Raw genomic sequence first — 25,775 nt, 5'->3', positions numbered from 1 at the left:
CGACAGAGATCATTCAATAAAACGATAATGAAAAGTATTAGTTTAGACATTACAAAGGCCGCCCAATTCTTGCAATCGGGCGCCATTCAAGCGTATGAATCCAAGGTGAAAGCCGCACAAGAGGCCTTAGAAAACGGTACTTGCCCGGGCAATGACTTCTTAGGATGGCTCCATTTGCCGTCATCCATTACGCCAGAGTTTCTCAATGAAGTGCAGTGTGTAGCCGACACGCTGCGTGAGAAATGCGAAGTAATCGTCGTTGCAGGCATCGGCGGCAGTTATTTAGGTGCCCGTGCAGTCATCGAAGCATTGGGAAACGCTTTCGCTTGGCTTGTAAACGACAAGCAAAATCCCACGATCCTCTTTGCTGGAAACAATATCGGCGAAGATTATCTGTCTGAACTCACCGAATATTTGCGGGACAAACGTTTCGGTGTTATCAATATTTCGAAGTCAGGAACGACAACGGAGACCGCACTTACATTCCGTCTTCTTAAAAAGCAATGCGAACTGCAACGCGGCAAGCAACAAGCAAAAGATGCCATTGTAGCCATTACCGATGCGAAGAAAGGGGCTGCCCGCACCTGCGCAGACAAAGAGGGCTACAAGAGTTTCATCATTCCCGACAACGTGGGTGGCCGTTTCTCGGTACTTACTCCCGTGGGTTTGCTACCCATTGCGTGTGCAGGCTTCGACATCAAAGCACTTGTCGGCGGTGCTGCCGATATGGAAAAAGCAACCGGAAAGGAAGTTCCTTTCGAGCAAAACATCGCTGCCCAGTATGCTGCTGTGCGTAATGCTCTTTACAATGAGGCCGGAAAGAAGATTGAAATAATGGTAAACTATCAGCCGAAACTTCATTTCGTAAGCGAATGGTGGAAACAACTCTTCGGCGAAAGCGAAGGAAAGGAGCACAAAGGCATATTCCCTGCATCCTGCGACTTTACAACCGATCTCCACTCTATGGGTCAATGGATTCAAGAAGGAGAGCGTTCGATCTTTGAAACCGTCATCAGTATCGAACAGTCTAACCATAATTTACTGTTCCCCAACGATGAAGAAAACCTTGACGGATTGAACTTTCTCGCTGGAAAACACGTAGACGAGGTGAACAAAATGGCCGAATTAGGTACACGTCTGGCACACATCGACGGTGGCGTTCCCAACATTCGCATCAGCGTTCCGGCGTTAAATGAATATTATATCGGTCAATTAATCTACTTCTTTGAGATCGCTTGCGGCATCAGCGGCAATGTTCTCGGCGTAAATCCGTTCAATCAACCGGGGGTAGAAGCCTATAAGAAGAATATGTTTGCACTACTCAACAAACCGGGTTACGAGGCTGAAAGCAAAGCGATTCAGGATCGATTGAAATAAAAGGAAATAATGATACTCTCCCCGAAAGTCGTCCTTTTCGATATGGACGGTGTGCTTTACGACTCGATGCCCAATCACGCTATTGCGTGGCAAAGGGCTATGCAGAAGTTCGGAATTCGTATGTCAGCCTTAGATGCGTATCAGACAGAAGGGATGCGAGGCGTAGATACTATCCGAATTATGGTGAAAGAGCAACAGGGAAGAGTTATTTCTGAGACCGAAGCACAAGAAATGTATGACGAAAAGACGCGAGAGTTCGGTTTGTTACCCGTCGCTCCCATTATGGATGGCGTCGTTTCGCTGATGCAGAAGATGAAACGCGACGGTTTACAAATCGGTATTGTGACCGGAAGTGGTCAACGCCCACTCATCGAGCGAGTATTGACCGACTTTCGGCATTTTGTCAACCGTCGCCACATCGTCACGGCTTACGATGTAAAGTGCGGCAAACCTGCTCCCGATCCATATTTGATGGGACTGCAAAAAGCGGGTAATTTTCGTCCCAATGAAGGTATTGTGGTAGAGAATGCACCATTAGGTGTACGGGCAGGTGTGGCTGCCGGCATCTTCACAGTGGCCGTAAACACAGGTCCTTTATCCCAAAGTGCATTGAAAAAAGAGGGTGCCAACTTGGTGTTTGACAGTATGCCAGCGTGGTGCGACGCGTGGGATGATTTCTATTTCTCCATTAAAAAGCAAACTGACTGTTAATAATTCTCGTATATTTGCACGCTCAAACCCAATATCGGATTACCAAATCCCCTGAAACGAATACTCCCCCGCCCCACATTCCACTAAGATAAACCATCCGGTCCTGTGGTGCCTTTCGCCACGACTAACAGCTACGGAATGTATATCAAAGTAAGAATCAACGATTGGCTAACCCCCGAAAGCAACGTCAGAAAGCCGAAATCAAGCGTGTGCTCGACAACGATTAAAAGTAAAGAGCTTACTTCCCGCTTTCACTTCATTATTTCTTCATTTCTCATTTGCCGTTAAACGCACTGAGAAAAGCCGTTAAACGGCATACAATTAACGGTTAATCGCAAGGCAAGTAACCGTTAATTGAAACACAGCTTGTATATAATTGATAATCAGATTGTTATATTTTACAAATAAAAACACTTATACATCCGGATGAACGAATACGTTTTAGTCAGATATTTCTCCTTTTACTCATTCCATCTACATTTATCATTCAGCGAATCAAACCACCAATCCCGTCAATAAGTTTATCAAGAGGAATACCCGAACGCTCACTCATCATCCGCACATCAGCCTTACGTGCAATGAGTTTACCTAATGGTGAGTTGAGCATCTTAAACTCCGGAGCTAACTCGGGAAGACGTTTCCGAAGGTCGGGATATTGTTTCAGCAGATCGTGCAACCGTGTTTCTGGTGTTATCTCGGTAATAGGCACTGTCTCGCCGGCATCTTCTTCCACATTATTTACAGGCTTAGGGGACTCTTGTTGCTCCTTCTCGCCCGACCAAGTGAGTAATGTCTGCGACCCTTCCAAAGCCCGAATGTGCGTACAGTCTTGCATCATCTCGAGCACACCACGAAACTTTCCTTCCGCGTCTCGCACCGCAACGTAGACAATATAGATAAACATCCCAGGCTTATTAATCCAAAATTCGGCCTTGTTTTGCTCTCCACTGCGCAACTTGTCGATAACTTCACGCACGATATGGGCACTCTTTCGCGGATGGCAGTTCATCACTTCGCGGCCAATTACATTCTTGCTACGCGGGAAAATGCGGTGATCAGTGTCTGAATAGAAACAAACAAGTTCACGTTCGTCCACAAAAGAGATGTCGATCGGCAGGTGTTTGTAGATGAGATTAATCTGTTCGAGCGTCAATTTGCCCGTTGTTACGTCAAGCTGATCGGTTGCTCCCGCGCTGTAACCGTACTTGTTGAGTAACACTTGCAGGTCTTTGGCAAATTCATCCACTGCCGGCACAAGCCTGCTGGACGTCTTTTGCGGTTCGGCCGACACTGAGAAGAACGCGAATCCGATCTCTTGGTCACCTGATTTCATATCTTCAAACTCTGCATTATCAATCAAAACAAGCGACGTAGGATAAAGAATCACTTCCTCTTTTTCCATCAAATCGCGACAGTGGGCTATCAACGTAGTCTGTAAGGAGATAAACTTTTCTTCGTCGCCAGCTTCTAATAGGCGTGCCGACTCGCGTATTTCGTCGCGCACAATGTCGTCGAATGTCCACATTGTAGTCGTCGGTCGCGAGAAGCCTTTACGCTCCAAAATAGGGTAAAGTTGGTTTTGCTTACGCTTATAATGCAACGGATATTGACTGATTCGGTCGTAAAGTTCCAACCACTGGTTCTTGATCATTGGATATTGAACAAGGTCTTCGACTGCCAGCAACAGCTTCCGCATCTCGTCATTTTCGTTCAGATAGTGCGTAATGGGATGATTGGCGGGCAGATTAGGTCTTGAATAATCCATAAAACCATCTAAAAGGTGAATCAACGAGTGAATATCCTCCCGCAGACATTCATCTTCCGTTTCCTCGGTCATCGTCTGTTCAAGATAAGCAATGTGGTAAGCACTTACTGTGCCAACGCGCTGCCGGATTCGGTCTCGGGCCTCCTCAACAGACAACTCACCTGCTTTATAAGCATTTCTAATCTCAAAAAGTGCCTGCATCTTGGCTGGTTCCATCTTCGGAAGATAGTCTTTCATCTTATTTTCCATCGTCTTTCCGTTTTGATTTTATAGTGACAAAGGTAGCGCATCACACGCAATCGACAGGTCACAAATGTGACTTTTAATAGTTAAAAGAATCTAACAGTTTGTAAGTTGAACAGTTTTTGAGTAGTTAAATTGTTTTACTCGATGGTTTTCCGTATCTTTGCGGGACAAGATTTATTGTTATGAGCAAAGTAATTATTACCAATTTCACAGATCCCTTGTGCCCTTGGTGTTGGGGAGAAGAGCCGTATCTGCGCAAAATCGAAACCCATTTCCCGGGGCAAATCGAGTTTCGCTATGTGATGGGAGGACTTATTGAGGATTTAAACAAGAAGAAACCAACCGATGAAACGCCCGAATCCTATTATCGAAAAATCAATATCAGCACAGCTCGTCACCTTTTAGAAACGGCCCAGAAACATAAAATGCCCATCGGAACGACTGATTTTCAACTGTATTCAGAGACTGAAAGTTCGTCTTATCCCACAAATATTGCTTTTAAAGCAGCAGAGAAAGCAAATGCAGGAAAAGCTGAATTATTCCTCTATAATTTACGGGCAGCAGCGATGGCAGAAGTAAAACCAGCCATCAAAGAAGACGAATTGATTGGCATTGCCGATGCAACCGGCATCGATTTAGCCGATTTTTTGGAAGCGATGAACGATGAGTCAACCCGTGAAGCCTTTCAATCTGACTTGCAATTCACCGAAAAAGAAAATATCGAAGTGTTCCCGACATTCATCATTGAATATGAAAACAAGCAGATGAAATTAGCTAACTTCCGCGATTACAAGACCCTCGTAGCCTTCATCAAGACGGTAAGTGGCGGTGCGGTGACACCGATCCCCGTTACCTTTTCGCCTGAATCGCTGTTCACATTAATGGAGAAGCATCCTAAAATGGCTGCCGAAGAGGTGAAAGAGGCTTTTGACTTCACTTCGATTGATGAGATGGAACAAGCTATTAGACCATTGCTCGATAGAGGTGAACTCATAAAACAGTCTGCCACTTACAGTTATTTTGTAAAGCTTCCCTTACAAGGAATGTCTTGCGACTTAACTACCGGTATCTGCAAATGAGATATTCGATTGTATAAATAACCAATTATCAGAAATAAGATGGCCTTCTAACATCCTTAAATACATTAATCAAAGATTGACAGACAGGCCTCTTCTCTTATAGAAAATAGATACGGAGAGGAGCAAACCGGCTGTTGTTAGCAATGCTCCGAAGCTCCAATACTTCCATCCTTCAACACATAAAATTACAACATAAACACTTATCAGCAAAGGAAGCTGCAGCAAGATACATTTCCAAACATTACGAGACAGGCAGAAACGATACCGATATTTTGCATAAAAAGCGATGACTCCGAAATCTATCAATCCCAGAACGGCAATGGAAACGCCTATTCCGGTCAGTCCGCCAACCTCATAACCGACAGCAACAAGAGGCACAAGCAGAATATAATAAAAGCTCTCTAATAAAAGATAAGACTTTGACTCGCCTCTTGCCAAAGTCAAATAGGCTATCGGAAGTTTTACAGCTCGAAGAAAAAAAGCGATTGCCATTGCTTGTATCATCCCCAAAACGGGTATAAATTTACTGCTATACAGCAACGGAAGCAAGACAGGCAACAAGACGAGAAGCCCCATCAACATCGGCGAAACAATCAATAAAGAAACTTCTATTTGTTGATTCACCGCCAGATTGAGCTCTTTACCAAGATTCGTTATGGCAGACAGTCGCGGAAAATAATCCGTTTCCATTGCCGTAAATGCAATACCTACATACGTCATCATCATCATCATACCTGTATTGTAAAGTCCAACAACCTCTAACGAACCGTAATTATTCAGATAAGAACGTATCAGGAAGTCGGCTCCGCTACTCAAAATACCGGCAATCACAAATGCAATACCCAACCGAATCATCCCTAAACCTTCATTCAAAAGCTGTTTCATACCCGAAAGACATAAAGGATAAAGGCGATAAGAGACTGCAACGGTCACTCCCATTTGTATCAATATCATCACACACAATGACGGAACAATGGCCGACTCGCCCCAAAAGTAATATAAAGGTACTGTTGTCAACAACGCCCCTATTACATTATAGACGGACAACAACGCTAAATGACGCAATTGTCTCACGCCTTTGAGTACTGCCAATTCACAAGTCGTAACGGCCATAAGCCCTACTGCCGGTGCTAAAAACATAAAATGGATAGTATGATTAGCCCAACCGAACGTGAATTTGCTTAAAAACGGACTCAATAAAAAGCAAATCAAGGTGCCTAAAACTGCTGTTAGAAATCCCCAAGCGCGCAGTACGCTGATAGAATGAGCCAGTCTATCTTTATCACCAGAAGCATAAGACTCAGAGATTTCTTTTACTGCACTCATCGACAAACCAAGATTCGTAGTATTAGAAACAAAGGTTATCGTTGTGTTGAACAGTGCAATAAGTCCCATTCCTCCCGGTCCGAGGAGCAGTGCAACCAACTTATTCCGAACAATTCCAATTAAAATACACAATCCCTGTGCTCCACCGAACACTCCGGTGTATTTTAAGATATGCCCGTATCCGTTGTTTTCCTCTGTCCGTTTCATCGGAATAAAAAACGAAGATTCGCTTGCTTTATTGCTTTTTTGGCGTATCTTTGCTCACGGAACGATGGAATTAAGCATTATCATACCTATTTATAACGCTGAGAAAACATTGCGCAGATGTGTGGAAAGTGTGCTCGGACAGACGTATGCAGATTACGAACTTATACTTATCGACGATGGTTCGACAGATAACAGTCCTGTGATTTGCAATGAACTGTCACTGATAAACAACCGAATCCGTGTAATTCACCAAGCAAATGGCGGTCTGTGTGCAGCTCGAAATTCAGGATTATCCGTCGTTAAGGGAACATTCGTTACATTCCTCGATGCAGACGATTATATCAGAACAGGCACTTTACAAGAAGTGATGAATGAATTCAAGAATCATCCCACGTGCAACATCCTCGAATATCCTGTGTATGTGTATTACGGAAGTACCCGACAACGGTTGCTGACTTTTGAAAACAAAGAGCACCACGATGTCAATAGCTATTGGATTACTTATAGAGCTTATCTTCATAGTTATGTTTGCAACAAGATTTTCAGGGTCGAACTCTTCCGAAATACCCGTTTTCCTGTGGGACAAGTGTTTGAAGATGTCACAACAACGGCCCGTTTGCTCAGTATTTCTCAGAATATTGCGACAACTGACAAAGGCCTTTATTATTACGTTGCAAATCCAAATGGCATCACAGCTCATGCCGATGTCAAAGAACTCTCACAATTACTGTCTGCTCATCTTGATGCCATACATCAATACTTTTGTACTGACGGGATTCCTCAAAAAGATTTGGCTATCTACTATTTGCATTTGGTCAATATTCAATTAGATCTCATACGTGGCGGTAAAACAGATGTTTCGTTGCCTCGGATACCTATTCCTGCCAGTATTTTGATTGATAGGACTCTCTCTTTAACTACTAAACTAAAAGCATTTATCATCAAAACGATAGGAGAAAACGCATTATGCAAACTCTACTCACAAAGAAAATAAGCTTCATCATCACCTATTACAACCTCCCGGCAGAGATGCTTCACACGTGTATCGAGAGTATCTTGGCCTTAACCTTACGCGCAGGAGAGCGAGAGATCATCATCGTCGATGACGGTTCAGATGAATGCCCGATCAATGAATTGGCTCCTTACTCAGACGATATTATTTATATCCGTCAGCGAAATATAGGCTTAAGCGCTGCCCGAAACATTGGTATCCGCGTATCCACAGGCGAATATATCCAATTCATCGATGCTGACGACTACCTTATCCAAGCACCCTATGAACACTGTCTCGACATCGTACGTTATCACAATCCGGATATTGTGCTTTTCAATTCAGCTGATCGGATTCCGACAGAAATACCTTACACTTTCGAAGGACCGATGGAAGGTAACTCCTATATGCGCCGAAACAATATTAAAGCAGCCGCTTGGAGTTACATCATTCGCCGAAAAACGTTAGCCAATTTGCGATTTCGCGAGGGAATCTTCCACGAAGATGAAGAATTCACTCCACAGCTGTTGCTACGTGCCGAACGCTTGTTTACGACCGATGCCAAGGCCTATTTCTATCGTCGACGTGCTAACTCGATCACTCACAATCAAGATATCCGACACGTAGTCAAACGTCTCAGCGATACGGAAAGCGTAATTCTGAATCTCCGGAATTTAGCCTTCACCGGACCGGAGGCCGACCGTGAAGCGTTGCAACGACGTGTGGCGCAGCTGACAATGGATTATTTATACAATATTATCATCCAAACCGGCTCTTTCCACCATTTGGAACAATGTGTGGAAAGACTATATCGAAAAGGACTTTTTCCCCTACCCGACCGTAATTACACCCGGAAGTACAATTGGTTCAGACGTCTCTCGGCAAGTAAATTAGGGCGACGAATGTTGTGTAAATTAATACAAGTTCGGGATAAATTTGTATTCTGCGAGTGAGGAAGGAGCGTAACAAGTAAGTTCAGACAATATTTACTCCACGAGAGAGGACTCTCTGCACCTCACTTGTGAGGTATCTCCATACCCCACGAGTGGGATAAGATGAACGATGTACTGTATAAGAAAATGCTTGATCCAAACTCGCGTTAGATGAAGTAAGTCCAACGAATTTATGAATGCGTAGGGCATCGTGCTTCAAGTATCAAAAATATCAATGTTCACAGCATCAAGGCAGCGGCCCCTATTGCTACTCCGTTACTCCTTTTGCCGTAACTCCGTTACTACACTTGCCATAATTCAGTTACGACTTTGACAGTTGTTTGGAAAGGAAATTTCGAACTCACCGCTAAGTTACAACCTAAAAGGAAAGGATAAATAAATGAAAAAGTGAAAGCCCACTTTTGAAAGCTTGGATTACAGTATTCTAATCCTCATCGAATATACTCGGAGCCTCGTTTTCGTGTGAACCGATGGTGAGTTTGCGCAAATCGTAATACGAACCGTTATAAATATTGAAATCAACATAGCCTTTGATGCCCGGGAGGCGACCAGCATCGGTATGTTGCCAAAACTTCCACTTCCCCTTATATTCCACTTTATCGACGTAATAATGGGCTATCCAATAAGGGTAATCATCAAAAACGGGAGCACTGAGATAACTCTCCTTAAACTTGTAATAGGTATAGATAATAGGCTTTGCGTGATATTTGTCTTCCACAATGTGCAGCCACGTGAGCACATCTCGCTGAAAATCTTCAACCGATCTGCCCTTAGGCTTGTGTTCGATATCCAATACCGGCGGCAAATCTCCATCTTCCAAGTGCACCTGTTTGAGGAAATAATAAGCCTGTGAACGTGCCGATGACCTGTTACTCCAAAAATGATAGGCTCCTCGAATGAAGCCATACTCGCGTGCTTGATAGAAGTTATCGTTGAAGTTTTCATCCAACTGACCGGCCCCTTCGGTTGATTTCACGATAATAAAACGTAGCGGATTACCCTCGATTTGTGCGTTTTGAAGAGCATCCCAATCAATGGTACCTTGATAATGAGAGATATCTATACCATGAATTTCATAGCCTTCGGGATAGCGAGCATCGCCATATAGCGCGCGCCAACGAAACCCTGTGGGTCCGACAAAGAACGAATAAAAAGCCCATATATAAATGACGACAATGCCAATACCGCCTACCCACCAAGCCCAACGGGGATAACGGTGCAGGAGAGCAGGCAGAAACGAGGAGCGATGACGTACTGATCGCTTGTGTCGGCGATAGGTTCGCCGGGTCGTTCGACGTGCAGAAGACATCCTGATAAATGCGTTTTGCCAAAGGTTCAACACTCAGAACCTTTGACAAAACAATGCAATCATTATTGTTGTTCGAGTTCGAGCGTGCGCGTTGTACGGTCGCACACTGCCGCAGGACCCCAATACTGTATCGGACCGGGATAAATAAAACAGGTCTCTTTAGCCCATTCGTCGCGCAGACGAGCAAACTCACGGAAAGGTGCACCGTCTAATTCGACAAGCGCCTTACGTATAACGGGTTTCATCTCGCCACTTCGGCGTTCCATATTCATCATCATCGTAATAGGTACACCGCCTGCTTTCCACTCATCGGTGGGCGCCGTCGTATTCTTAACAATGGCCATATAGCCGGTCTTTCCATTGGCAATGAGTTGCGCGGCACTTACACCTAAGGCATAACAATAGTCTGCATCGAAGTTAGATGGTGCTGCGCAGCGTCCCTCATAACCGAAGAAGTGGTACAACGGAGCAAACTTCCCGTCGAACTTTCCATCTTTTTTCCAGGCTACAAGTTTTGCTTCCACCATATCAGAGAGCAGTCGTTCGGTTTCAATCAACGACACCTGAACGTTGCCGTGTGGATCGCGATCAAGCGAAAGCTGACGAGCCACACCTTCGGGAAGTGTTGCAAAAGTCTCGGCATTCTCTTTACTCAGATGTGCAAGAATGTAAGCGCGCTGTGCTTCTTTGTCAAGGTCTTTGTAATCGGCCCCGTGAGCGGCCAGCAAATCATTGAGTTCGCCAATCAGTCTACCAATAGAGGGGATAAACTCTATCAATCCTTCGGGAATCAAAACCACGCCGAAGTTCATTCCCCGACTTGCTCTGTCGGCCACGGCCGCAGCAATTTGCTCAACGATTTGGTTGAGTGTCATATCTTTCTGTTGCACTTCCTCAGAGACGATGCAGACATTCGGCTGACATTGCAGCGCACACTCCAAAGCGATGTGAGATGCAGATCGTCCCATCAACTTGATGAAATGCCAATACTTGCGAGCCGAATTACAGTCGCGTTCGATATTACCGATCAACTCTGCGTAAGTCTTCGTAGCTGTGTCAAATCCGAAAGAGGTTTCGATCTGATCGTTTTTCAGATCGCCGTCAATGGTTTTCGGGCAGCCGATTACTTGCACACCACACTTCTTGGCAGCATAATATTCGGCCAAAACACAGGCGTTGGTATTCGAGTCATCACCACCGATAATAACGATGGCCTGTATATCGAGCTTGCGAATAATCTCTAACCCCTTCTCAAACTGGTCTTCTTCCTCCAATTTAGTACGTCCGCTACCGATCATATCAAATCCGCCGGTGTTACGATAATCGTCAATGATTTCGGCAGTCAGCTCTATATAGTTATGCTCTACCAGTCCACCAGGCCCCATCAAAAAGCCATACAGACGATTGTTCGGGTTGAGTTTCTTCACCTCATCGAATATTCCGCAAATCACATTGTGCCCACCGGGAGCCTGACCTCCACTCAAAATAACACCCACATTCATTGCCTCGTGGTTTGCCTCATTACCGGGAACAAACTCAACCAACGGCATTCCGTATGTGTTCGGGAATAATTTCTGAATCTCTTCGCGGTCGGAGACACTCTGTGTCGGCGCTCCTTCTTTCACCTTTACTGCACCCTGAAGTCCCTTAGGCAGCTTAGGCTGATAAGAAGAACGTTCTTTTTGCAAAAGACTTTTTTTCATTTTACCTTTTTGTTTATTATAGAGAATTATTTTATTGTTATCGAGCCAGCATCTGCTTAACGCCCTACAAAAGTACGATAAATCTGCGATATGAGGAAGTGTTTCCATCAGAAAACCAACAATTAAGAATATTTTTTCGGGCAAAACGATACCACTTATCATTTTTTTTTCTATCTTTGGACAGAATTTAGCAACTAAACCGATATAATTATGACGAATAAACGAGATTTAAAACGCACAATTAATTACATTTGCAGCGACTTATTTGCAGAGTGCGTAGGGGCTTCTCTATACAACGGGACACCCGAGAAAGATAACGTAGAGAGTTTGCTCACCTCTATTATCACTACGCACGCAGACTTCATCCGCCGCATTTCGCATCCCGAACCGGGACTACCGCAACGGCAATACTATAAAAATCTGATCGTAGAATTCAACGAACAAGTGTCTGAAATCATTGATCAGATCGGCAACCTGAATTGATAATGTATGTGGAAAAAGATATGTAGCTGGCTATTATACAAGTATATGGGATGGTCAAAAACCGTCAACCAGCCCCATCCCGACAAGTATATCATCTGCCTTGCACCACATACGAGCAACTGGGATTTTGTAATCGGACTACTATATGCGCAGGCTGAAGGATTGGAAAGCAACTTTCTGATGAAAAGAGAGTGGTTTTTCTGGCCACTCGGGTCCATTTTCCGCCATTTGGGAGGCATCCCTGTGTGGCGCAGCAAACACACAAGTATGACCGACAACCTGGCCGACGAGGCCGCAAAGAGTACTCGTTTTCATCTTTGTGTCACGCCCGAGGGTACCCGTTCATTGAATCCCGATTGGAAGAAAGGCTTCTATTACATTGCACAGAAAGCCCGAATCCCCATTTTGCTATATGGTGTCGATTACAGCAAAAAACACATTCAATGCACCCGAACACTGATTCCGACAGGTGATATTGATAGCGAAATGCGAGAGATTAAACTTTACTTCAAAGACTTTCGAGGCAAAAGACCGGAACGTTTCACCATCGGCGAAATCGGTCAGGAGGATGAGTAATGCAAACAAAAAGATGGAGCTTCATACTACTTTGTAACTTCCTGATTCTCAGCTCTTATGCAGAGGACTTGCAATTAACGGCTTTTCACCCTGCGATTAACGGCTTTTCGCAAGGTGAAAAGCCGTTAATCAGAAGTCAAAAAGATGCTTCTGATAATCAGGGTATATATAGGATGTGGGGAGACATAGAATACAAGGGCGATCCGTGGGTGCGAAACATCTCCCGTTCCAACACCATTACGCACGGTCTCTACAATCGACACATTGCTTTATGGGCCAGTCACGGCCGATTTTACAACGCCAAAACCGGAGCGTGGGAATGGCAACGCCCTAACTTGTTCGGCACCAATGAAGATCTGTTTACACAAACCATCGTCGTTCCTTATCTGATTCCAATGCTACAAAATGCCGGTGCCGTGGTTTTCACACCACGTGAACGAGACTGGCAGAAAAATGAAATCATCGTCGATAATGATGGAAATACAGACGCTTCTGTCTATACCGAGACAACTGCAAAAGATATTTGGCGATCTACAAACACACGAGGTTTTGCCCAACACACGGGTGCTTACGCCAACGGAGAGAATCCTTTTGAGGCCGGAACAGCACGAATGACGAAAACGACAACCAAGGAACGCAACACCAGTGAAATCGTTTACCGCCCACAGATACCCGAAGCTGGCCGCTATGCCGTGTATGTGAGCTACCAAACGGTTGCCGGAAGCATTTCGGACGCACAATACACAATATTCCACAAAGGCCAAAAGACGGTCTTCAAAGTCAATCAACAGATGGGCGGAGGCACATGGGTGTATCTCGGAACATTCGATTTCGACCGTGGCTGCAATCCTTATAACCAAGTGGTTTTGAGCAACAAATCGTCTCAACATGGCGTAGTAACAGGTGATGCCGTGAGATTTGGCGGCGGAATGGGCAACATCCAACGGGGCGGAGACGTCAGCAATCTGCCCCGTTCGTTAGAAGGCGCCCGCTATTACGCCCAATGGGCCGGCGCACCTTACAGCGTCTATAATACCAAAGGCGGTGAAGACGACTATGGAGACGACATCAACGCGCGATCGAATATGGTGAACTGGTTGGCCGGCGGATCTGTTTTCGTGCCATCATTAGAGGGGAAAGGCGTACCGTTAGAGCTATCTCTGGCCGTACATAGCGATGCCGGCTTTGCCGAAAATGGCACTTCACTCGTCGGATCGTTGGCAATCTGCACGACCGACTATAACGACGGGCGCCTGAATACAAATATCTCGCGTATGATTTCACGCGATTTCGCTGATGCACTCTTATCTGATGTTACCCGCGATATTCGTCAAACTTATCGTGATTGGGCCCGAAGAGATTTGCTCGACCGCAACTATTCAGAGACACGCAACCCCGAAATACCTTCCGCCATATTAGAAACAATGTCGCACCAGAACTTTCCTGATATGCTGCGTGGGCAAGATCCGAACTTCCGTTTCACGTTAGCCCGCTCCATATATAAAACCATTCTGCGGTTTATCACAACCCAACACGGTCAATCTTACACCGTTGAACCACTGGCACCGACCGACTTCGCCATCGCGTTTGTCGGCAAAAACAAAATCAAATTGAGCTGGACAGCCGTACAAGACTCGTTGGAACCGACAGCCAGCCCCACTTCCTATAATGTTTATATGGCCACTGGAACAGGTGGTTTTAACAACGGTCGGCGAACGAAAAGGCCGTCGCTGACACTCGAATTGGAGCCCGGTGTACACTATCGATTTAAAGTTACGGCCGTCAATCGCGGCGGCGAGAGTTTCCCGACAGAGGTTTTGTCTGCCGTTTATCGGTCGAATACGGCAAAAACAATCCTTGTCGTCAATGGATTTCATCGTCTTTCAGGTCCCACCGTTATCAATACGGAGTTCGAACAAGGTTTCGATCTTAACCGAGATGCAGGCGTTTCAGAGGGTCTTACAGCCGGTTGGGCCGGTGCACAGCAATGCTTTGACAAGTCGTGTATGGGTATTGAGGGGCCCGGCGGATTAGGATTCGGTGGCGACGAAATGGCCGGCCGATTCGTGATGGGCAATACTTTCGATTACGTTGCTACACATACGGAGGCCATTGCGAGTGTTGCCCGCTACAATGTCGTAAGTTGTTCGAGCCGAGCCATCGAATCAGGTAAAGTACAGATTGGCACCTATCCCTGTGTAGATCTGATCTTGGGATTAGAGAAATTCACACCAAGCGCATTGCGGTTCTATAAAACTTTCACACCCAAAATGCAAAAAATACTGCGTGCCTACACGCAGAAGCACGGCCGACTGATGGTGAGTGGAGCTTATCTGGGCTCTGATCAGACAAATACGAACGGTGAACGCTTTCTTGCAGAAGTGTTGAAAGTAAAGTTTTCGGGTACGAATCGGCTCGACACACTACCTTATATAAAAGGTATGGAACAAAAGTTTGAAATCTATCAGGCACTCAATGACAAGCATTATGCTGCCATTGCACCCGACATTTTAGAGCCATTGACACCCGCCTATTGCACTTTGCGCTACCAGAACGAGCAGAGTGCAGGTGTCGCTTACGATGGTTCAGACTATAAATGCTTTACAATGGCCTTCCCGTTCGAGTGTATCCGATCGCCGAAAGTGCGAAACGACATAATGAGAGGTATCTTGACTTATTTACTAAAATAACATTTCATACGATTATGATTTATAAAATTCAAGCCAACACATCCGGAACAAGGAATATAGAAGTGACTGATGAACATTTGGAAAGTATCGAGAAATATGCCTTATTGCGTAATCTCATCGACAGTAACGGTATTATCGACGAAGCCGTTTTAGACAAATTGAAGTTTAATCTGCGATCGCTGTTAGAGTCGGATGAGGGCAGAGACAAGGCACTTCTTGACCTTTGTCTTGACGTGATATACAACAGTAATATGAAAGCATTCGGTCTTCACCAACTCGTTTTGCTCTATCTTGATTGGAAATCCAAACAAAAAACCGTTGGAGAATAAGCGAAGCACAACCCGGCTTACCGACTTCTTGCCGACAACCAAGAAAGAATATGAGCTGCGGGGCAGGCAACAGCTATACATTTCTTGTTCTTGAGCGACGCCTACGTAGATCATCCATCGTTCGGAACAACTGTTATCGGGCTTTGTTTAGAAGCTGCCGGCTATCGTGTGGCCATTGTTTCGCAACCCGATTGCAAACCGGAATATCCCACAATCGTGCATAATCGTATTCTGAAACAACTGTTTCCCGACGTCCCCGTAGTGTTTGCTGGCATCAAAGCCTCGATGCGACACCTCACACATTACGATTATTGGCAAGACAAATTGCGCCGATACATCCTTTACGATGCCGGTGCCGATCTTATTTTACGGTATGGACGCTAAGTCGATACTGCAACTCTGCGAAGGTATTGCCGCAGGGTGATCGTTCAACGAGATTCACGACATCCTGTAAACCGTGTATTTGGTCCGTGAAAAAGACATTCACGACAGAATTACCGGAGCCGCCATCGTGCTCCATAGTCACGAAGATTGTTTGCGGATAAGCGTTTCGAGGCTGATGCGAAAACCCTCTTTGAAACAGTTTTACGCTTTCAAGCAACTCTTTGACAAGATCAATGCCAAAGAAAACCTACGTCAATGGCTTATCCCTTAGTTCATTAGCAGTTATCCTGCGTGCAAAGAAAAAGATATGAAATAATAATTATTTTCAAGCGATCCACATCTATGGAAGCTCTCCGATATTCATCGGAGTTTTTTCCACGGACGTAGATCGGTTATCTTTCCTTATTAAGAACAGACAGAATTCATCACTCCCTTATTTGCGCAACGGGTACGACGCACTGACCTAAGCCGATGAGTGCGTTGATGAGCGCAACGGAATGAAAGTGTGAGAGATCGTTCGCAGCAATGCGCCGGGTCGTGACAAAGCCACGATCCAACAGCCAAGCGCGCATTGTTCCGGGTAAAAGAGGGGTGTCGGGAGTAAACCAATGATATCCGTCGAACAAGGCAATATTGGTGAAAGAGGTGTCAGTAACGAGACCGTTCTTGATGATCAGAATGTCATCGCAAGTGCCTCGCTGCGCAAAGAGCTGGTTAAGATACGTGCGGTCGGTACTTTTGAAAGAATAATCTACATCGTCTGCACAAACGAGACGCAGGCTGCTGATCTGTCGCATCGTGTAAGGTAGATACGTTTTAGTTATCACACCGTGCTCATTATAAATCAATCGCGCTTTAAAGAGACCGTCTGCTGACGGCGCATCGGAAAGTACAGAAGCTAAAGAAATATCTTTCGCCTCGGGCCAAAAATGTCGGCGGGTAGCATTGAGCCGCTGCTCGTGGTAAGATAAATGGCGTACCCGACCGGCAACAACGGCAAGAGTTTCAATAAATGGGCACATATACTTTCTGAATCACTTCTTGATATTCGTCTCGGCAGACACTCCTGGCTGTGATTCCACCGCCTGCTTTGTAATAAAGTTGCCCATCTTCGGCATCAATCAAACGAATCATTACAGCGCTCTCTAACCTTCCTGGTGCACAATAGCCCATAACGCCCGAATAGAAACCGCGCTGATAGTCTTCTGCTTCGGCAATAATAGCCATCGTTTTGGGCTTGGGTGCACCGGTAATAGAGCCGGCCGGTAACTGGCTGTAAAGCATTTGGCCAATATGGTGCAAGTAATAGTCGGTGAGCTGACCGTTAATCTCAGAACTGGTTTGCAGAATGGCACCTCGATTGGTCGTCAACCGCTCCACATATCGATAGCGAGACACATGCACGTGATCAGCAACGATACTGAGATCGTTTCTAATCAGGTCGACTATTGTTGCATGTTCGGCAGCCTCTTTCTCGTTATTATATAGCACGTCGGTCGCATCGGGAATGGTGGCGTCAATGGTTCCTTTCATCGGGAACGAACTGATAGTACGACCATCAACGCGTACGAACGTTTCGGGCGAAAAACAGACAAGGCGATCTTTGAGCCAAAATCGATACGGAGCGTGGGCTCGAAGAAAAATGTCGCGCAGCGAAATGTTGGTCTCCACGGGGATTCGGCACGTGAGATTAACTAAATAACTATTTCCCTTTTGCAAATGATCTTTGACGATTTGCAATTGACGGGCGTAAGTTTGCTGCGTGGGCACATAAGCCTTCCACATCACCGAGTGCGCATCAATGGCTGCGTTGGCAGGAATATTATTCAAACCGGGAAAGGCGAAAAGACATTCGCAACTGTTGACGGCTGCCGCTTCTTCGACGACGGCAGTCTCTGTGTCATAACTGATGGCAAAAATAAACGTGCAACCAGCTGCTGCCAACTCATCGATTCGTCGTATAGCCGCTTCGCGGTGGTATATTTTCATTGTATTCACAGTGAGTTAAAAGTCGACGACGGTAATGCCTGCGCCGCCGAATTGCACATGTTCGTCGTGATAATCCGCGACATTCGGCACCGTAGAAAGATACTGGCGGATCAACTGGCGGAGAATTCCGTTACCCTTTCCGTGCAAGATTCGCACCCGCGGCATACCCACAAGAATGGCATCGTCGATAAAATATGTCACAGCATTGAGTGCTTCATCACCTCGCATACCGCGTATATCAAGGTCTTGTTTGAAATTCAACTTACGATTGTCGATGGTCTCACGTGTAGACCGACTGACAGAATAAGACTGCAACGAAGACTCCGTTTTCGCCTGTTCAACCGTCTTCACATATTCTAAACGATCTGTGCGCATCTTCGTTCGCATATCTCCGAAAATGACAGTAGCGATTTTCCCATCCACAGACTTAACTTTCCCCACTGACGACAGACCTTTGATGCGCACGGCATCGCCCATCTGAAAGCCGGCCGAAGACGCCGATCGTTTGTCCTGCACAGCCACTTTGACGGCGTCGGCATCGCGTCGTCGCTCTTCGGCTTTCTCGCGTTTGCGTTTCTCGTGACGCTCTTTGCGCTGCTGAATCTGCACCATTTTACGAGCAATTTTTTCATCATTATCTTTCGTATCGAACTCTTTAACCTCCTCTTTGAAAGCATTCAACTCCTCACGAATACGCTTGGTTTCCTCTTTTTCGGCCTGACTCTCACGAATCTCACGAATCGTTTGCTCGATCTTTCGATTGCTTTCGCGCAACAACTCTTCTGCTTCTTCTCGAGCTTTACGTAGAATATCCTTTCGGTTTTGCTCTATTTCGCTGATGGCGTTCTCGTATTTCGCGATGGTTTTCTCCATCTCTTTCTCACGCTGATGAACGGTTCGGCGTTTGTTTTCCCAGTAACGCTTGTCGCGAATGATGTCTTGCAGATATTTTTCGCTCTGTATATAAGCAGTCCCAACCATCTCAGATGCATCACAAATCACCTCTTCGGGCAAACCCGTCTTACGCGCAATTTCAATGGCAAAACTGCTACCGGGCTGCCCGATTTGCAACTGAAAGAGCGCACGCATTTCTTGCCGGTCATACAACATTGCGCCATTGACTACGCCATTGTGGTCTTCGGCAAAATATTTCAGATTTTGATAATGCGTCGTTATTACCCCATAAACATCTTTCTTGCAGTATTGTCGCAGCACCGACTCGGCTATCGCACCGCCGATTTGCGGTTCGGTTCCCGACCCGAATTCATCAATCAACAACAGCGTGCAGTCATCGGCCTGCCGTATCATTTGCTTCATATTCATCAAGTGTGACGAATAAGTGCTCAAATCATTTTCAATGCTTTGCTCATCGCCGATATCAATCATGATGTTTTGAAAGATTCCAACAGTCGAACGTTCGCCGATAGGAATGGAAAGACCGCATTGAAGCATATACTGTAACAGGCCGACAGTCTTCAAACACACAGATTTTCCACCGGCATTAGGACCTGAAATGATCAGGATTCGGTGTTCACGAGTCAGCATAATATCAAGGGGGACAACCGATTTTTCTTGCTTCTGCAAAGAGCTTTGCAATAAGGGGTGAACAGCTTGTATCCAATCGATATGCGGGAAAGCGTTAATCACAGGCTCGAAAGCCGTTAAACGCGCAGCAAGTAACGCCTTTGCGCGAACTAAGTCGATAACAGCCAGAAAATCATACGAATAGAGTATATCGTCGATCCGTGGTCGGAGCACGACTGAGAATTCTTTCAAAATACGAATTATTTCGCGCTTTTCTTCAGCTTCTAATTCTCGGATACGATTGTTTGCCTCGACAACCTCGGCCGGTTCGATGTAAACCGTCCGACCGGTAGCAGACTCATCGTGGACGATTCCTTTGATTCGGCGCTTCAAACCAGGCGCAACGGGAATCACCAAACGCCCGTCTCTGAGTGTGGGGTTGACGTCTTTTTCTACAAGCCCCTCACTCTGAGCCAACCGAAGAATGCTATATAATGTACGCGAAACACTCCCCTCGGTCTTGGCTAACTCGCTCTGAATACGTGCAAGATCGACAGACGCGCTATCGCGAATATTTCCGAACTTGTCTATCAGCTGATCGATACGCTGTATTAGTTGCGGAAAGGTGAGTACATCTTGTGTCAATCGGTGAAGTGCAGGATAAGGATAACGTACAGGCTCACTGTCTGTCGGCTCATCCGTACGATTAAGATAACGAACGATAAGGTGTATCGTTTCGAGCGAACGACGTAAATCGAAAAGCTCATTTGTCTCCAAATAAGTCCCATCGAGTCTTATTCGCGCTACCGATTGTCGCACATCGAAGAAGTATTGCAATGGGAAATCATCGGCCTCTTCCTGCAATCGTCTAAACTCCCGTACCTGTTCCAACCACTCGTTGATAGTTTCGACATCAGTAGAAAATGTAATTCGGTCCACTTTCTCCCTTCCCAACGCAGACAAACAATGCTCTTTCAGCATCACACGAATATCATTGAAGCCTATCTTTTGCTCAAAATTGCTTGGATAAATCATACTGCAAAAGTACGCGAAGTTGGGCAAACGACAAAAGATTCTTTTAAATTTTATCTTTTTCCAATATAGATATTCATATGACTTTCCTTCTCTTTTTTCTTTGTTTTCCCAATATAAATCCTTACTTTTGCACCCTAAATCACGTTGTACTATTGCATTAAAAATGAAAAAAATTATCTATGATAAATTTGATAAACACGCTATAACAAACCTGCCGACAATCACCTTTCCCGGGCGAATCATTACGATTGTTTCTCCCGAAGAAACTGGGAAAGCTGTGAATTATCTGCTCGAGAGTGATATCTTGGGTATCGACACAGAGACACGACCGGCCTTTAAAAAAGGAGAACAACACAAGGTTGCACTTCTCCAAGTTTCCACACACGACACATGTTTCCTTTTTCGACTGAAATATACGGGAATAACATCTGCTATTCTGCAGCTCCTCGAAAATAAGGAGATACCGATGATCGGGCTTTCGCTGCACGATGATATTTTATCTCTGCATAAAAGTATTGATTTCAAGCCAGGACACTTTATCGATTTACAGGATGTAGTAGGTGATCTTGGTATTCAAGATCAGAGTTTACAGAAGCTCTACGCTAACCTTTTCAGCAGAAAAATCAGTAAACGTCAACGCTTAACGAATTGGGATGCGCCTGTGTTAACTGAAAAACAGAAAACTTATGCTGCCACAGATGCGTGGGCATGCATTAATCTGTACGAGGAAATCTGTCGACTAAAAGCCACAGGAGAATATGAATTGATAACAAGTTAGTCTTTAAGTTCTACGATAATTCTTAATTTAATACGAAAGCTTATAGACTCATAAACTTGAACTCAAAAACAAATAGACTAAAATACAAGTATGAATTATAAAAAGATTTTTTTAAAGCACGGTAAGGATGAGAGTCTTAAACGCTTCCATCCTTGGATATTTTCTGGTGCCATAACAAGAATGGATAATGGTATCACGGAAGGAGAAATCGTTCGTGTTCTTACCTCTGAGGGTGATTTTATTGCCATTGGACATTATCAAATCGGATCTATTGCTGTGCGTGTACTTTCGTTTCGAGATGTGAAAATCGATGCTGCTTTCTGGCAAGATCGACTATTAGCGGCTTTCCAGATGCGCATTGCTATCGGTATTGCCAACACCGTTTATGAAAATGATACTTATCGATTGGTGCACGGCGAAGGAGATTGTCTCCCAGGACTTGTCATTGACTGTTATGGCCGCACAGCCGTAATGCAAGCCCATAGTGTAGGAATGCATTATTGCCGGAATGAAATTTGTAAAGCACTTGTTGCGGTAATGGGTGAACGAATCAAGAATATTTACTATAAAAGTGATACAACATTGCCTTTTAAGGCTGAACTTGAGCAGAAGAACGAATTTCTTGTAGGAGGTAGCGGAGAGGATATAGCAGTTGAGAATGGCTTGAAATTCCATATCGATTGGCTAAAAGGACAGAAAACAGGATTCTTTGTCGATCAACGAGAAAATCGCGCGCTATTAGAACGATATGCCCGTGGACGACGAGTCTTGAATATATTCTGTTATACAGGTGGTTTCTCTGTCTATGCGATACGAGGTGGGGCAAAACTTGTTCACTCTGTGGACAGTAGTGCGAAAGCAATCGAACTCACTAACAAAAATGTAGAAATGAATTTTCCTGGCAACTTTTGTCACGAAGCGTTCTGTGAGGATGCTTTCAAATTTTTGGATGCCAGTGAGGGAAAATATGATTTACTAATTCTTGACCCTCCTGCTTTTGCTAAAAGACTGACAGCTTTACGAAATGCGTTGAAGGGCTACACACGTCTGAATGCAAAAGGACTTGAACGAATCAAATCTGGTGGTATCTTATTTACATTCAGTTGCAGTCAAGTAGTAACCAAAGATCATTTCCGTAATGCAGTATTCACAGCAGCAACGCAAACCGGGCGTAAAATACGCATCCTGCATCAGCTTCACCAATCAGCCGACCATCCTATCAATATTTACCATCCCGAAAGCGAATATTTAAAAGGGTTAGTATTATATGTCGAGTGAACGATAAATGTGAAAGATGTATTTCGTATAATAGTACATAATGAAAGGCAAATTCCTAAAAACAATTTCTGACTATATTTCCCATTATAAACTGCTTAAAGTCAATGGGAAATATTTGGTGGCACTTTCAGGCGGAGCTGACAGTGTTGCCTTGTTACGCGTACTTCTAACATTAGGATATGCTGTTGAAGCAATACATTGCAATTTCCATCTCCGAGGGGAAGAATCAAATCGCGATGAATTTTTCTGCAAAACTCTGTGCAATAAATTGGGAGTCACTTTTCATTCTGTGCATTTCGACACAATAACTTACGCTCGACAGCACAAGGTAAGTATTGAGATGGCAGCACGCGAGCTCCGCTACCGCTATTTCGAACGGTTATGTCAAGATATAGATGCCACTGCTATTTGTGTAGCTCATCACCGTGATGACAATGCAGAGACAGTGCTTCTCAACCTCATTCGAGGAACGGGTATCACAGGACTTGCAGGGATTGCTCCACGACGTGGATATATCATCCGTCCTCTATTGGGTGTTAACAGGCAAGAAATCATAGAATATCTTGATTCGATTAAGCAAGATTTTGTGACTGATAGCACCAATCTTACAGATAATGTAGTACGAAATAAAATCCGTCTCCATATTCTCCCACTTTTAGCAGACATCAACCCTTCAGTTAGTGAGAGCATTGCCAAGACAGCCGATCACGTGCGTGAGGCTACTAAATACGTAGAGAGCGGTGTGAAAGCAGCAGTCAATCAAATTTGTAAACCCACGGATCGAGGATGTTACATTTCACTGGATGAATTAAAAAAAACGATCTCTGTGAAATATACATTATATGAAATCCTCAAAACTTATGGTTTCAATTCATCTCAAATCAAACAAATAGCAGAAAGTCTCAATGTAGAAACAGGAAAAGAGTGGCATTCTAAAACTCATACCACACTGATAGACCGAGGCCACTTACTGATCGAATTGATAGATGATAAAGATATACTACCACTAAAAATATATGAAGACGGCACTTACATTTATGGGAGAGAGATGAAGTTTTACTTCTTATCCAAACAGATAAATAGCAATAACGAGGTGTTTAAAAAGCCCAATTGCGTATGCTTGGATGCACGAAATATTCATTATCCATTAATTATCCGCAAGATAAAAGCAGGTGACAGATTTGTTCCTTTCGGAATGACTGGATCCAAACTCGTTAGTGACTATCTGACAGATTGTAAGATGCCGCTCTTTAAAAAACGTCGACAACTCGTCGTAACGAATGACGAAGGTAAGATATTATGGTTAGTCAACCAGCGTCCAAGCAATGAATTCTGTATCACGCCTTCATCAAAAAAACAATTAATCATTCGATTTATGGAGGCAGGGAAAGGGTAAGAAATCTCTGATTTATATAAAAATAATTGAGAACTTACATTAGATAAGTTCTCAATTATCAATAAAATTCAATCAAAACTTATAACCCAAGGTAAACAACAGTTGATGACGTTTATTATTCACACGCACAGCATCTACAATATTATTCTCTTTTGGATTAGAATTATCATAATAACTCATAAACGGATAGAAGTCTCCCTTGGTTGCACTGAATTGATAAGCGAAATCAAAATTGTACTTGCCAATCATATAACCGAAACCACAGGTGAAGCGATTCGTCGATTGCCAATTGGTATAAGCGGTCTGTGAAGCATAGAAAGTACCTGCCGACGAGATAGAACCATCTTTAAATCCATCACGATCGAACATCGGTGAGACATAATTATATCCCATACGAACGGCAAAGTCAGATAAAGGCTTATATTCTAAACCAAGCTTCAAAATAGAGACTCCTTTCAAAACCCGCTTGGTGTGATCATTCATTGCCTTGTCGCTGCTACTTGACTCATAATACTGTCCATACCAAGAATCATAATAGCCACCATCATTAATACGAGTATCAGTGGTACCGTAATCGGCATACTCATAACTTGCGCCGAGAGCAAGCCAATTACCCACAGTGTGACCGGCACTCACCCCAAAACGCCACGGAGTAAAAATCTTGAAATCATAAGATTCTCCTATACGCTGACTTTTCTTACCAGTATCAACAGTTGTGCTATTACTTGTAGTGAGATCATACCAAGTCGGAGTAGTAATAGAAAGACCGACGCGGAACGGCGATCCTTCGATTGGTCGGAAAATGGCACCTAACTTAAGATCAACTCCCGTTCCTGTAATCTCACGATTATCAGCAATACGAACACCCTGAATATTCTCTTTATTAGGCACGAATACTTCCTGATATTCTCCATAATGCTTATAATGTACATCGTGAATCCCAACAGTCATACCTAAATAGATACGATCCTGAATATTACCACTCACATTGAAGTCATATTCACCAATATATCCCTTCACCGCTTGATCAAAAGTGTATCCCGTAGCAGGATAATATCCAAAAGTTTTACCACCGGCAGCATTGGTTTGCTGTACCAAATTGTTCATATAAAGATGGTCTAACTGATTATAAGTGGCATCTTTATTACTCTTAAATATACCGAGTCGAGCTTTCGTTGTAGTCAACTTATTCTGTGAAGCATTCGACAAAACTCCAGAAGCTGATAAAATCTGATCGAAGTTACGACTCTTATGATAGTTGAATGCAAAGTTAAGAAATGAATTTCGACCATTACGTAAGGCATAAACAAAGCCGATCTGATCAAAACTTGCATTATTTTTATGTCCCGAAGTAAAGTTTTTTACTCCTTGTTGTGATATTAAACCAAATGAAAGATTAGCCATTGACCGACGAAAAAGACCGATACCCGCAGGATTAGTACTAATCGTCGATATATCAGATCCAAGTGCATCCATCGCTCCTCCCATACCCACATAACGGGCAGTACCATTAAGATCGTTGTCAATGAATTTGGTATTCTCATATGTTTCCTGTGCGACAGCAGACATTGTAAACAGAACTGCAATCGCTAAAAATAAATATCTCATATTTATCAAAATATAAATTGTTTTTGAATACACGGACT

Annotated in this window: 20 protein-coding genes and 1 pseudogene; 13 read left to right on the top strand and 8 right to left on the bottom strand. The window is 44.2% G+C overall.

Going from position 1 to position 25,775, the window contains the following annotated elements; all coding sequences use genetic code 11:
• Positions 1-27 precede the first annotated feature (27 nt).
• Entirely contained in the window at positions 28-1,377 is a 1,350-nt protein-coding gene (locus tag RWY97_RS02130; RefSeq protein WP_315565251.1) for a glucose-6-phosphate isomerase, read from the top strand.
• A gap of 9 nt (positions 1,378-1,386) precedes the next feature.
• Entirely contained in the window at positions 1,387-2,088 is a 702-nt protein-coding gene (locus RWY97_RS02125) for an inorganic diphosphatase (RefSeq protein WP_021584377.1), read from the top strand.
• Positions 2,089-2,575: 487 nt separating this feature from the next.
• Here the strand turns inward: RWY97_RS02125 and RWY97_RS02120 are convergent, their stop codons facing one another.
• Positions 2,576-4,102: a PAS domain-containing protein gene (locus tag RWY97_RS02120; protein ID WP_315565248.1), complete on the bottom strand. Its 1,527-nt coding sequence runs from the start codon at positions 4,100-4,102 to the stop codon at positions 2,576-2,578.
• 179 nt (positions 4,103-4,281) lie between these two features.
• Between RWY97_RS02120 and RWY97_RS02115 the strand changes: the two genes are divergently transcribed.
• Complete coding sequence (locus RWY97_RS02115) at positions 4,282-5,178, top strand: DsbA family protein (RefSeq protein WP_315565247.1); 897 nt, start codon at positions 4,282-4,284, stop codon at positions 5,176-5,178.
• A gap of 69 nt (positions 5,179-5,247) precedes the next feature.
• On the opposite strand, the gene RWY97_RS02110 is transcribed toward RWY97_RS02115, so the two are convergent.
• Positions 5,248-6,711 carry an oligosaccharide flippase family protein gene (locus RWY97_RS02110; RefSeq protein WP_315565245.1) on the bottom strand — a complete coding sequence of 488 codons (1,464 nt, stop codon included), beginning with the start codon at positions 6,709-6,711 and terminating at the stop codon, positions 5,248-5,250.
• Positions 6,712-6,775: 64 nt separating this feature from the next.
• Between RWY97_RS02110 and RWY97_RS02105 the strand changes: the two genes are divergently transcribed.
• Both RWY97_RS02105 and RWY97_RS02100 read left to right on the top strand, forming a co-directional pair.
• The gene (locus RWY97_RS02105; RefSeq protein WP_315565244.1) at positions 6,776-7,705 is read left to right on the top strand and encodes a glycosyltransferase family 2 protein; all 930 of its coding nucleotides are present in this window, start codon (positions 6,776-6,778) and stop codon (positions 7,703-7,705) included.
• The gene (locus RWY97_RS02100) at positions 7,678-8,655 is read left to right on the top strand and encodes a glycosyltransferase family 2 protein (protein WP_315565243.1); all 978 of its coding nucleotides are present in this window, start codon (positions 7,678-7,680) and stop codon (positions 8,653-8,655) included. The genes RWY97_RS02105 and RWY97_RS02100 overlap by 28 nt, the downstream gene beginning before the upstream one ends.
• Before the next feature lie 424 nt (positions 8,656-9,079).
• On the opposite strand, the gene RWY97_RS02095 is transcribed toward RWY97_RS02100, so the two are convergent.
• Together RWY97_RS02095 and RWY97_RS02090 are read right to left on the bottom strand one after the other, a co-directional pair.
• Positions 9,080-9,964 carry a glycoside hydrolase family 25 protein gene (locus tag RWY97_RS02095; RefSeq protein ID WP_315565241.1) on the bottom strand — a complete coding sequence of 295 codons (885 nt, stop codon included), beginning with the start codon at positions 9,962-9,964 and terminating at the stop codon, positions 9,080-9,082.
• Between the two features lie 62 nt (positions 9,965-10,026).
• A complete protein-coding gene (locus RWY97_RS02090) occupies positions 10,027-11,667 on the bottom strand; it encodes a diphosphate--fructose-6-phosphate 1-phosphotransferase (protein WP_315565239.1) in 1,641 nt (546 codons plus the stop codon).
• Between the two features lie 210 nt (positions 11,668-11,877).
• Between RWY97_RS02090 and RWY97_RS02085 the strand changes: the two genes are divergently transcribed.
• From RWY97_RS02085 to RWY97_RS09940, 5 genes and pseudogenes are all read left to right on the top strand, one after another.
• Positions 11,878-12,150: a hypothetical protein gene (locus tag RWY97_RS02085; protein WP_021584369.1), complete on the top strand. Its 273-nt coding sequence runs from the start codon at positions 11,878-11,880 to the stop codon at positions 12,148-12,150.
• Positions 12,151-12,156: 6 nt separating this feature from the next.
• Entirely contained in the window at positions 12,157-12,726 is a 570-nt protein-coding gene (locus tag RWY97_RS02080; protein WP_315565235.1) for a 1-acyl-sn-glycerol-3-phosphate acyltransferase, read from the top strand.
• Positions 12,726-15,416: a golvesin C-terminal-like domain-containing protein gene (locus RWY97_RS02075; protein WP_315565233.1), complete on the top strand. Its 2,691-nt coding sequence runs from the start codon at positions 12,726-12,728 to the stop codon at positions 15,414-15,416. Before RWY97_RS02080 ends, RWY97_RS02075 begins: the two co-directional genes overlap by 1 nt.
• Before the next feature lie 17 nt (positions 15,417-15,433).
• Positions 15,434-15,745 carry a DUF8442 family protein gene (locus tag RWY97_RS02070; protein WP_024991267.1) on the top strand — a complete coding sequence of 104 codons (312 nt, stop codon included), beginning with the start codon at positions 15,434-15,436 and terminating at the stop codon, positions 15,743-15,745.
• A pseudogene (locus tag RWY97_RS09940) lies at positions 15,735-16,397 on the top strand (YgiQ family radical SAM protein); the annotation flags it as partial. The gene RWY97_RS02070 and the pseudogene RWY97_RS09940, both read left to right, overlap by 11 nt.
• A 157-nt stretch (positions 16,398-16,554) precedes the next feature.
• Here RWY97_RS09940 and RWY97_RS02060 read toward each other — a convergent pair.
• From RWY97_RS02060 to RWY97_RS02050, 3 genes are read right to left on the bottom strand one after another with little or no spacing between them, the layout of a single operon-like run.
• Positions 16,555-17,151, bottom strand: coding sequence for an aminotransferase class IV family protein (locus tag RWY97_RS02060; RefSeq protein ID WP_315565231.1), 597 nt, complete (start codon positions 17,149-17,151; stop codon positions 16,555-16,557).
• A complete protein-coding gene (locus RWY97_RS02055) occupies positions 17,135-18,118 on the bottom strand; it encodes an aminodeoxychorismate synthase component I (protein WP_039876685.1) in 984 nt (327 codons plus the stop codon). The genes RWY97_RS02060 and RWY97_RS02055 overlap by 17 nt, the downstream gene beginning before the upstream one ends.
• 15 nt (positions 18,119-18,133) lie before the next feature.
• Complete coding sequence (locus tag RWY97_RS02050) at positions 18,134-20,677, bottom strand: endonuclease MutS2 (protein ID WP_315565228.1); 2,544 nt, start codon at positions 20,675-20,677, stop codon at positions 18,134-18,136.
• Positions 20,678-20,840: 163 nt separating this feature from the next.
• Here RWY97_RS02050 and RWY97_RS02045 point away from each other — a divergent pair, with 163 nt between their 5' ends.
• The 3 genes from RWY97_RS02045 to tilS all read left to right on the top strand — a co-directional run bounded on the left by RWY97_RS02045 (position 20,841) and on the right by tilS (position 24,129).
• On the top strand, positions 20,841-21,455 hold the full coding sequence (locus RWY97_RS02045) for a 3'-5' exonuclease (RefSeq protein WP_315565226.1): 615 nt from the start codon (positions 20,841-20,843) through the stop codon (positions 21,453-21,455).
• 90 nt (positions 21,456-21,545) lie between these two features.
• The gene (locus RWY97_RS02040; RefSeq protein WP_315565225.1) at positions 21,546-22,733 is read left to right on the top strand and encodes a class I SAM-dependent rRNA methyltransferase; all 1,188 of its coding nucleotides are present in this window, start codon (positions 21,546-21,548) and stop codon (positions 22,731-22,733) included.
• Positions 22,734-22,773: 40 nt separating this feature from the next.
• Positions 22,774-24,129, top strand: coding sequence for a tRNA lysidine(34) synthetase TilS (gene tilS, locus RWY97_RS02035; RefSeq protein ID WP_315565223.1), 1,356 nt, complete (start codon positions 22,774-22,776; stop codon positions 24,127-24,129).
• Positions 24,130-24,201: 72 nt separating this feature from the next.
• On the opposite strand, the gene RWY97_RS02030 is transcribed toward tilS, so the two are convergent.
• Entirely contained in the window at positions 24,202-25,737 is a 1,536-nt protein-coding gene (locus RWY97_RS02030; protein WP_315565221.1) for a hemin receptor, read from the bottom strand.
• Positions 25,738-25,775: the final 38 nt, after the last annotated feature.

It is taken from the genome of Hoylesella pleuritidis (assembly GCF_963541955.1).
In the GTDB taxonomy this organism is placed as follows: Bacteria; Bacteroidota; Bacteroidia; order Bacteroidales; family Bacteroidaceae; genus Prevotella; species Prevotella pleuritidis.
This window is presented reverse-complemented; position numbering and strand designations above follow the sequence as displayed.

Coding starts and splice junctions, on each gene's coding strand:
- RWY97_RS02090 (WP_315565239.1), bottom strand. CDS start 11,667: ATGAAAAAAAGTCTTTTGCAAAAAGAACGTTCTTCTTATCAGCCTAAG.
- RWY97_RS02040 (WP_315565225.1), top strand. CDS start 21,546: ATGAATTATAAAAAGATTTTTTTAAAGCACGGTAAGGATGAGAGTCTT.
- RWY97_RS02085 (WP_021584369.1), top strand. CDS start 11,878: ATGACGAATAAACGAGATTTAAAACGCACAATTAATTACATTTGCAGC.
- RWY97_RS02110 (WP_315565245.1), bottom strand. CDS start 6,711: ATGAAACGGACAGAGGAAAACAACGGATACGGGCATATCTTAAAATAC.
- RWY97_RS02050 (WP_315565228.1), bottom strand. CDS start 20,677: ATGATTTATCCAAGCAATTTTGAGCAAAAGATAGGCTTCAATGATATT.
- RWY97_RS02045 (WP_315565226.1), top strand. CDS start 20,841: ATGAAAAAAATTATCTATGATAAATTTGATAAACACGCTATAACAAAC.
- RWY97_RS02130 (WP_315565251.1), top strand. CDS start 28: ATGAAAAGTATTAGTTTAGACATTACAAAGGCCGCCCAATTCTTGCAA.
- RWY97_RS02120 (WP_315565248.1), bottom strand. CDS start 4,102: ATGGAAAATAAGATGAAAGACTATCTTCCGAAGATGGAACCAGCCAAG.
- RWY97_RS02030 (WP_315565221.1), bottom strand. CDS start 25,737: ATGAGATATTTATTTTTAGCGATTGCAGTTCTGTTTACAATGTCTGCT.
- RWY97_RS02115 (WP_315565247.1), top strand. CDS start 4,282: ATGAGCAAAGTAATTATTACCAATTTCACAGATCCCTTGTGCCCTTGG.
- RWY97_RS02105 (WP_315565244.1), top strand. CDS start 6,776: ATGGAATTAAGCATTATCATACCTATTTATAACGCTGAGAAAACATTG.
- RWY97_RS02095 (WP_315565241.1), bottom strand. CDS start 9,964: ATGTCTTCTGCACGTCGAACGACCCGGCGAACCTATCGCCGACACAAG.
- RWY97_RS02060 (WP_315565231.1), bottom strand. CDS start 17,151: ATGTGCCCATTTATTGAAACTCTTGCCGTTGTTGCCGGTCGGGTACGC.
- tilS (WP_315565223.1), top strand. CDS start 22,774: ATGAAAGGCAAATTCCTAAAAACAATTTCTGACTATATTTCCCATTAT.
- RWY97_RS02055 (WP_039876685.1), bottom strand. CDS start 18,118: ATGAAAATATACCACCGCGAAGCGGCTATACGACGAATCGATGAGTTG.
- RWY97_RS02075 (WP_315565233.1), top strand. CDS start 12,726: ATGCAAACAAAAAGATGGAGCTTCATACTACTTTGTAACTTCCTGATT.
- RWY97_RS02125 (WP_021584377.1), top strand. CDS start 1,387: ATGATACTCTCCCCGAAAGTCGTCCTTTTCGATATGGACGGTGTGCTT.
- RWY97_RS02080 (WP_315565235.1), top strand. CDS start 12,157: ATGTGGAAAAAGATATGTAGCTGGCTATTATACAAGTATATGGGATGG.
- RWY97_RS02100 (WP_315565243.1), top strand. CDS start 7,678: ATGCAAACTCTACTCACAAAGAAAATAAGCTTCATCATCACCTATTAC.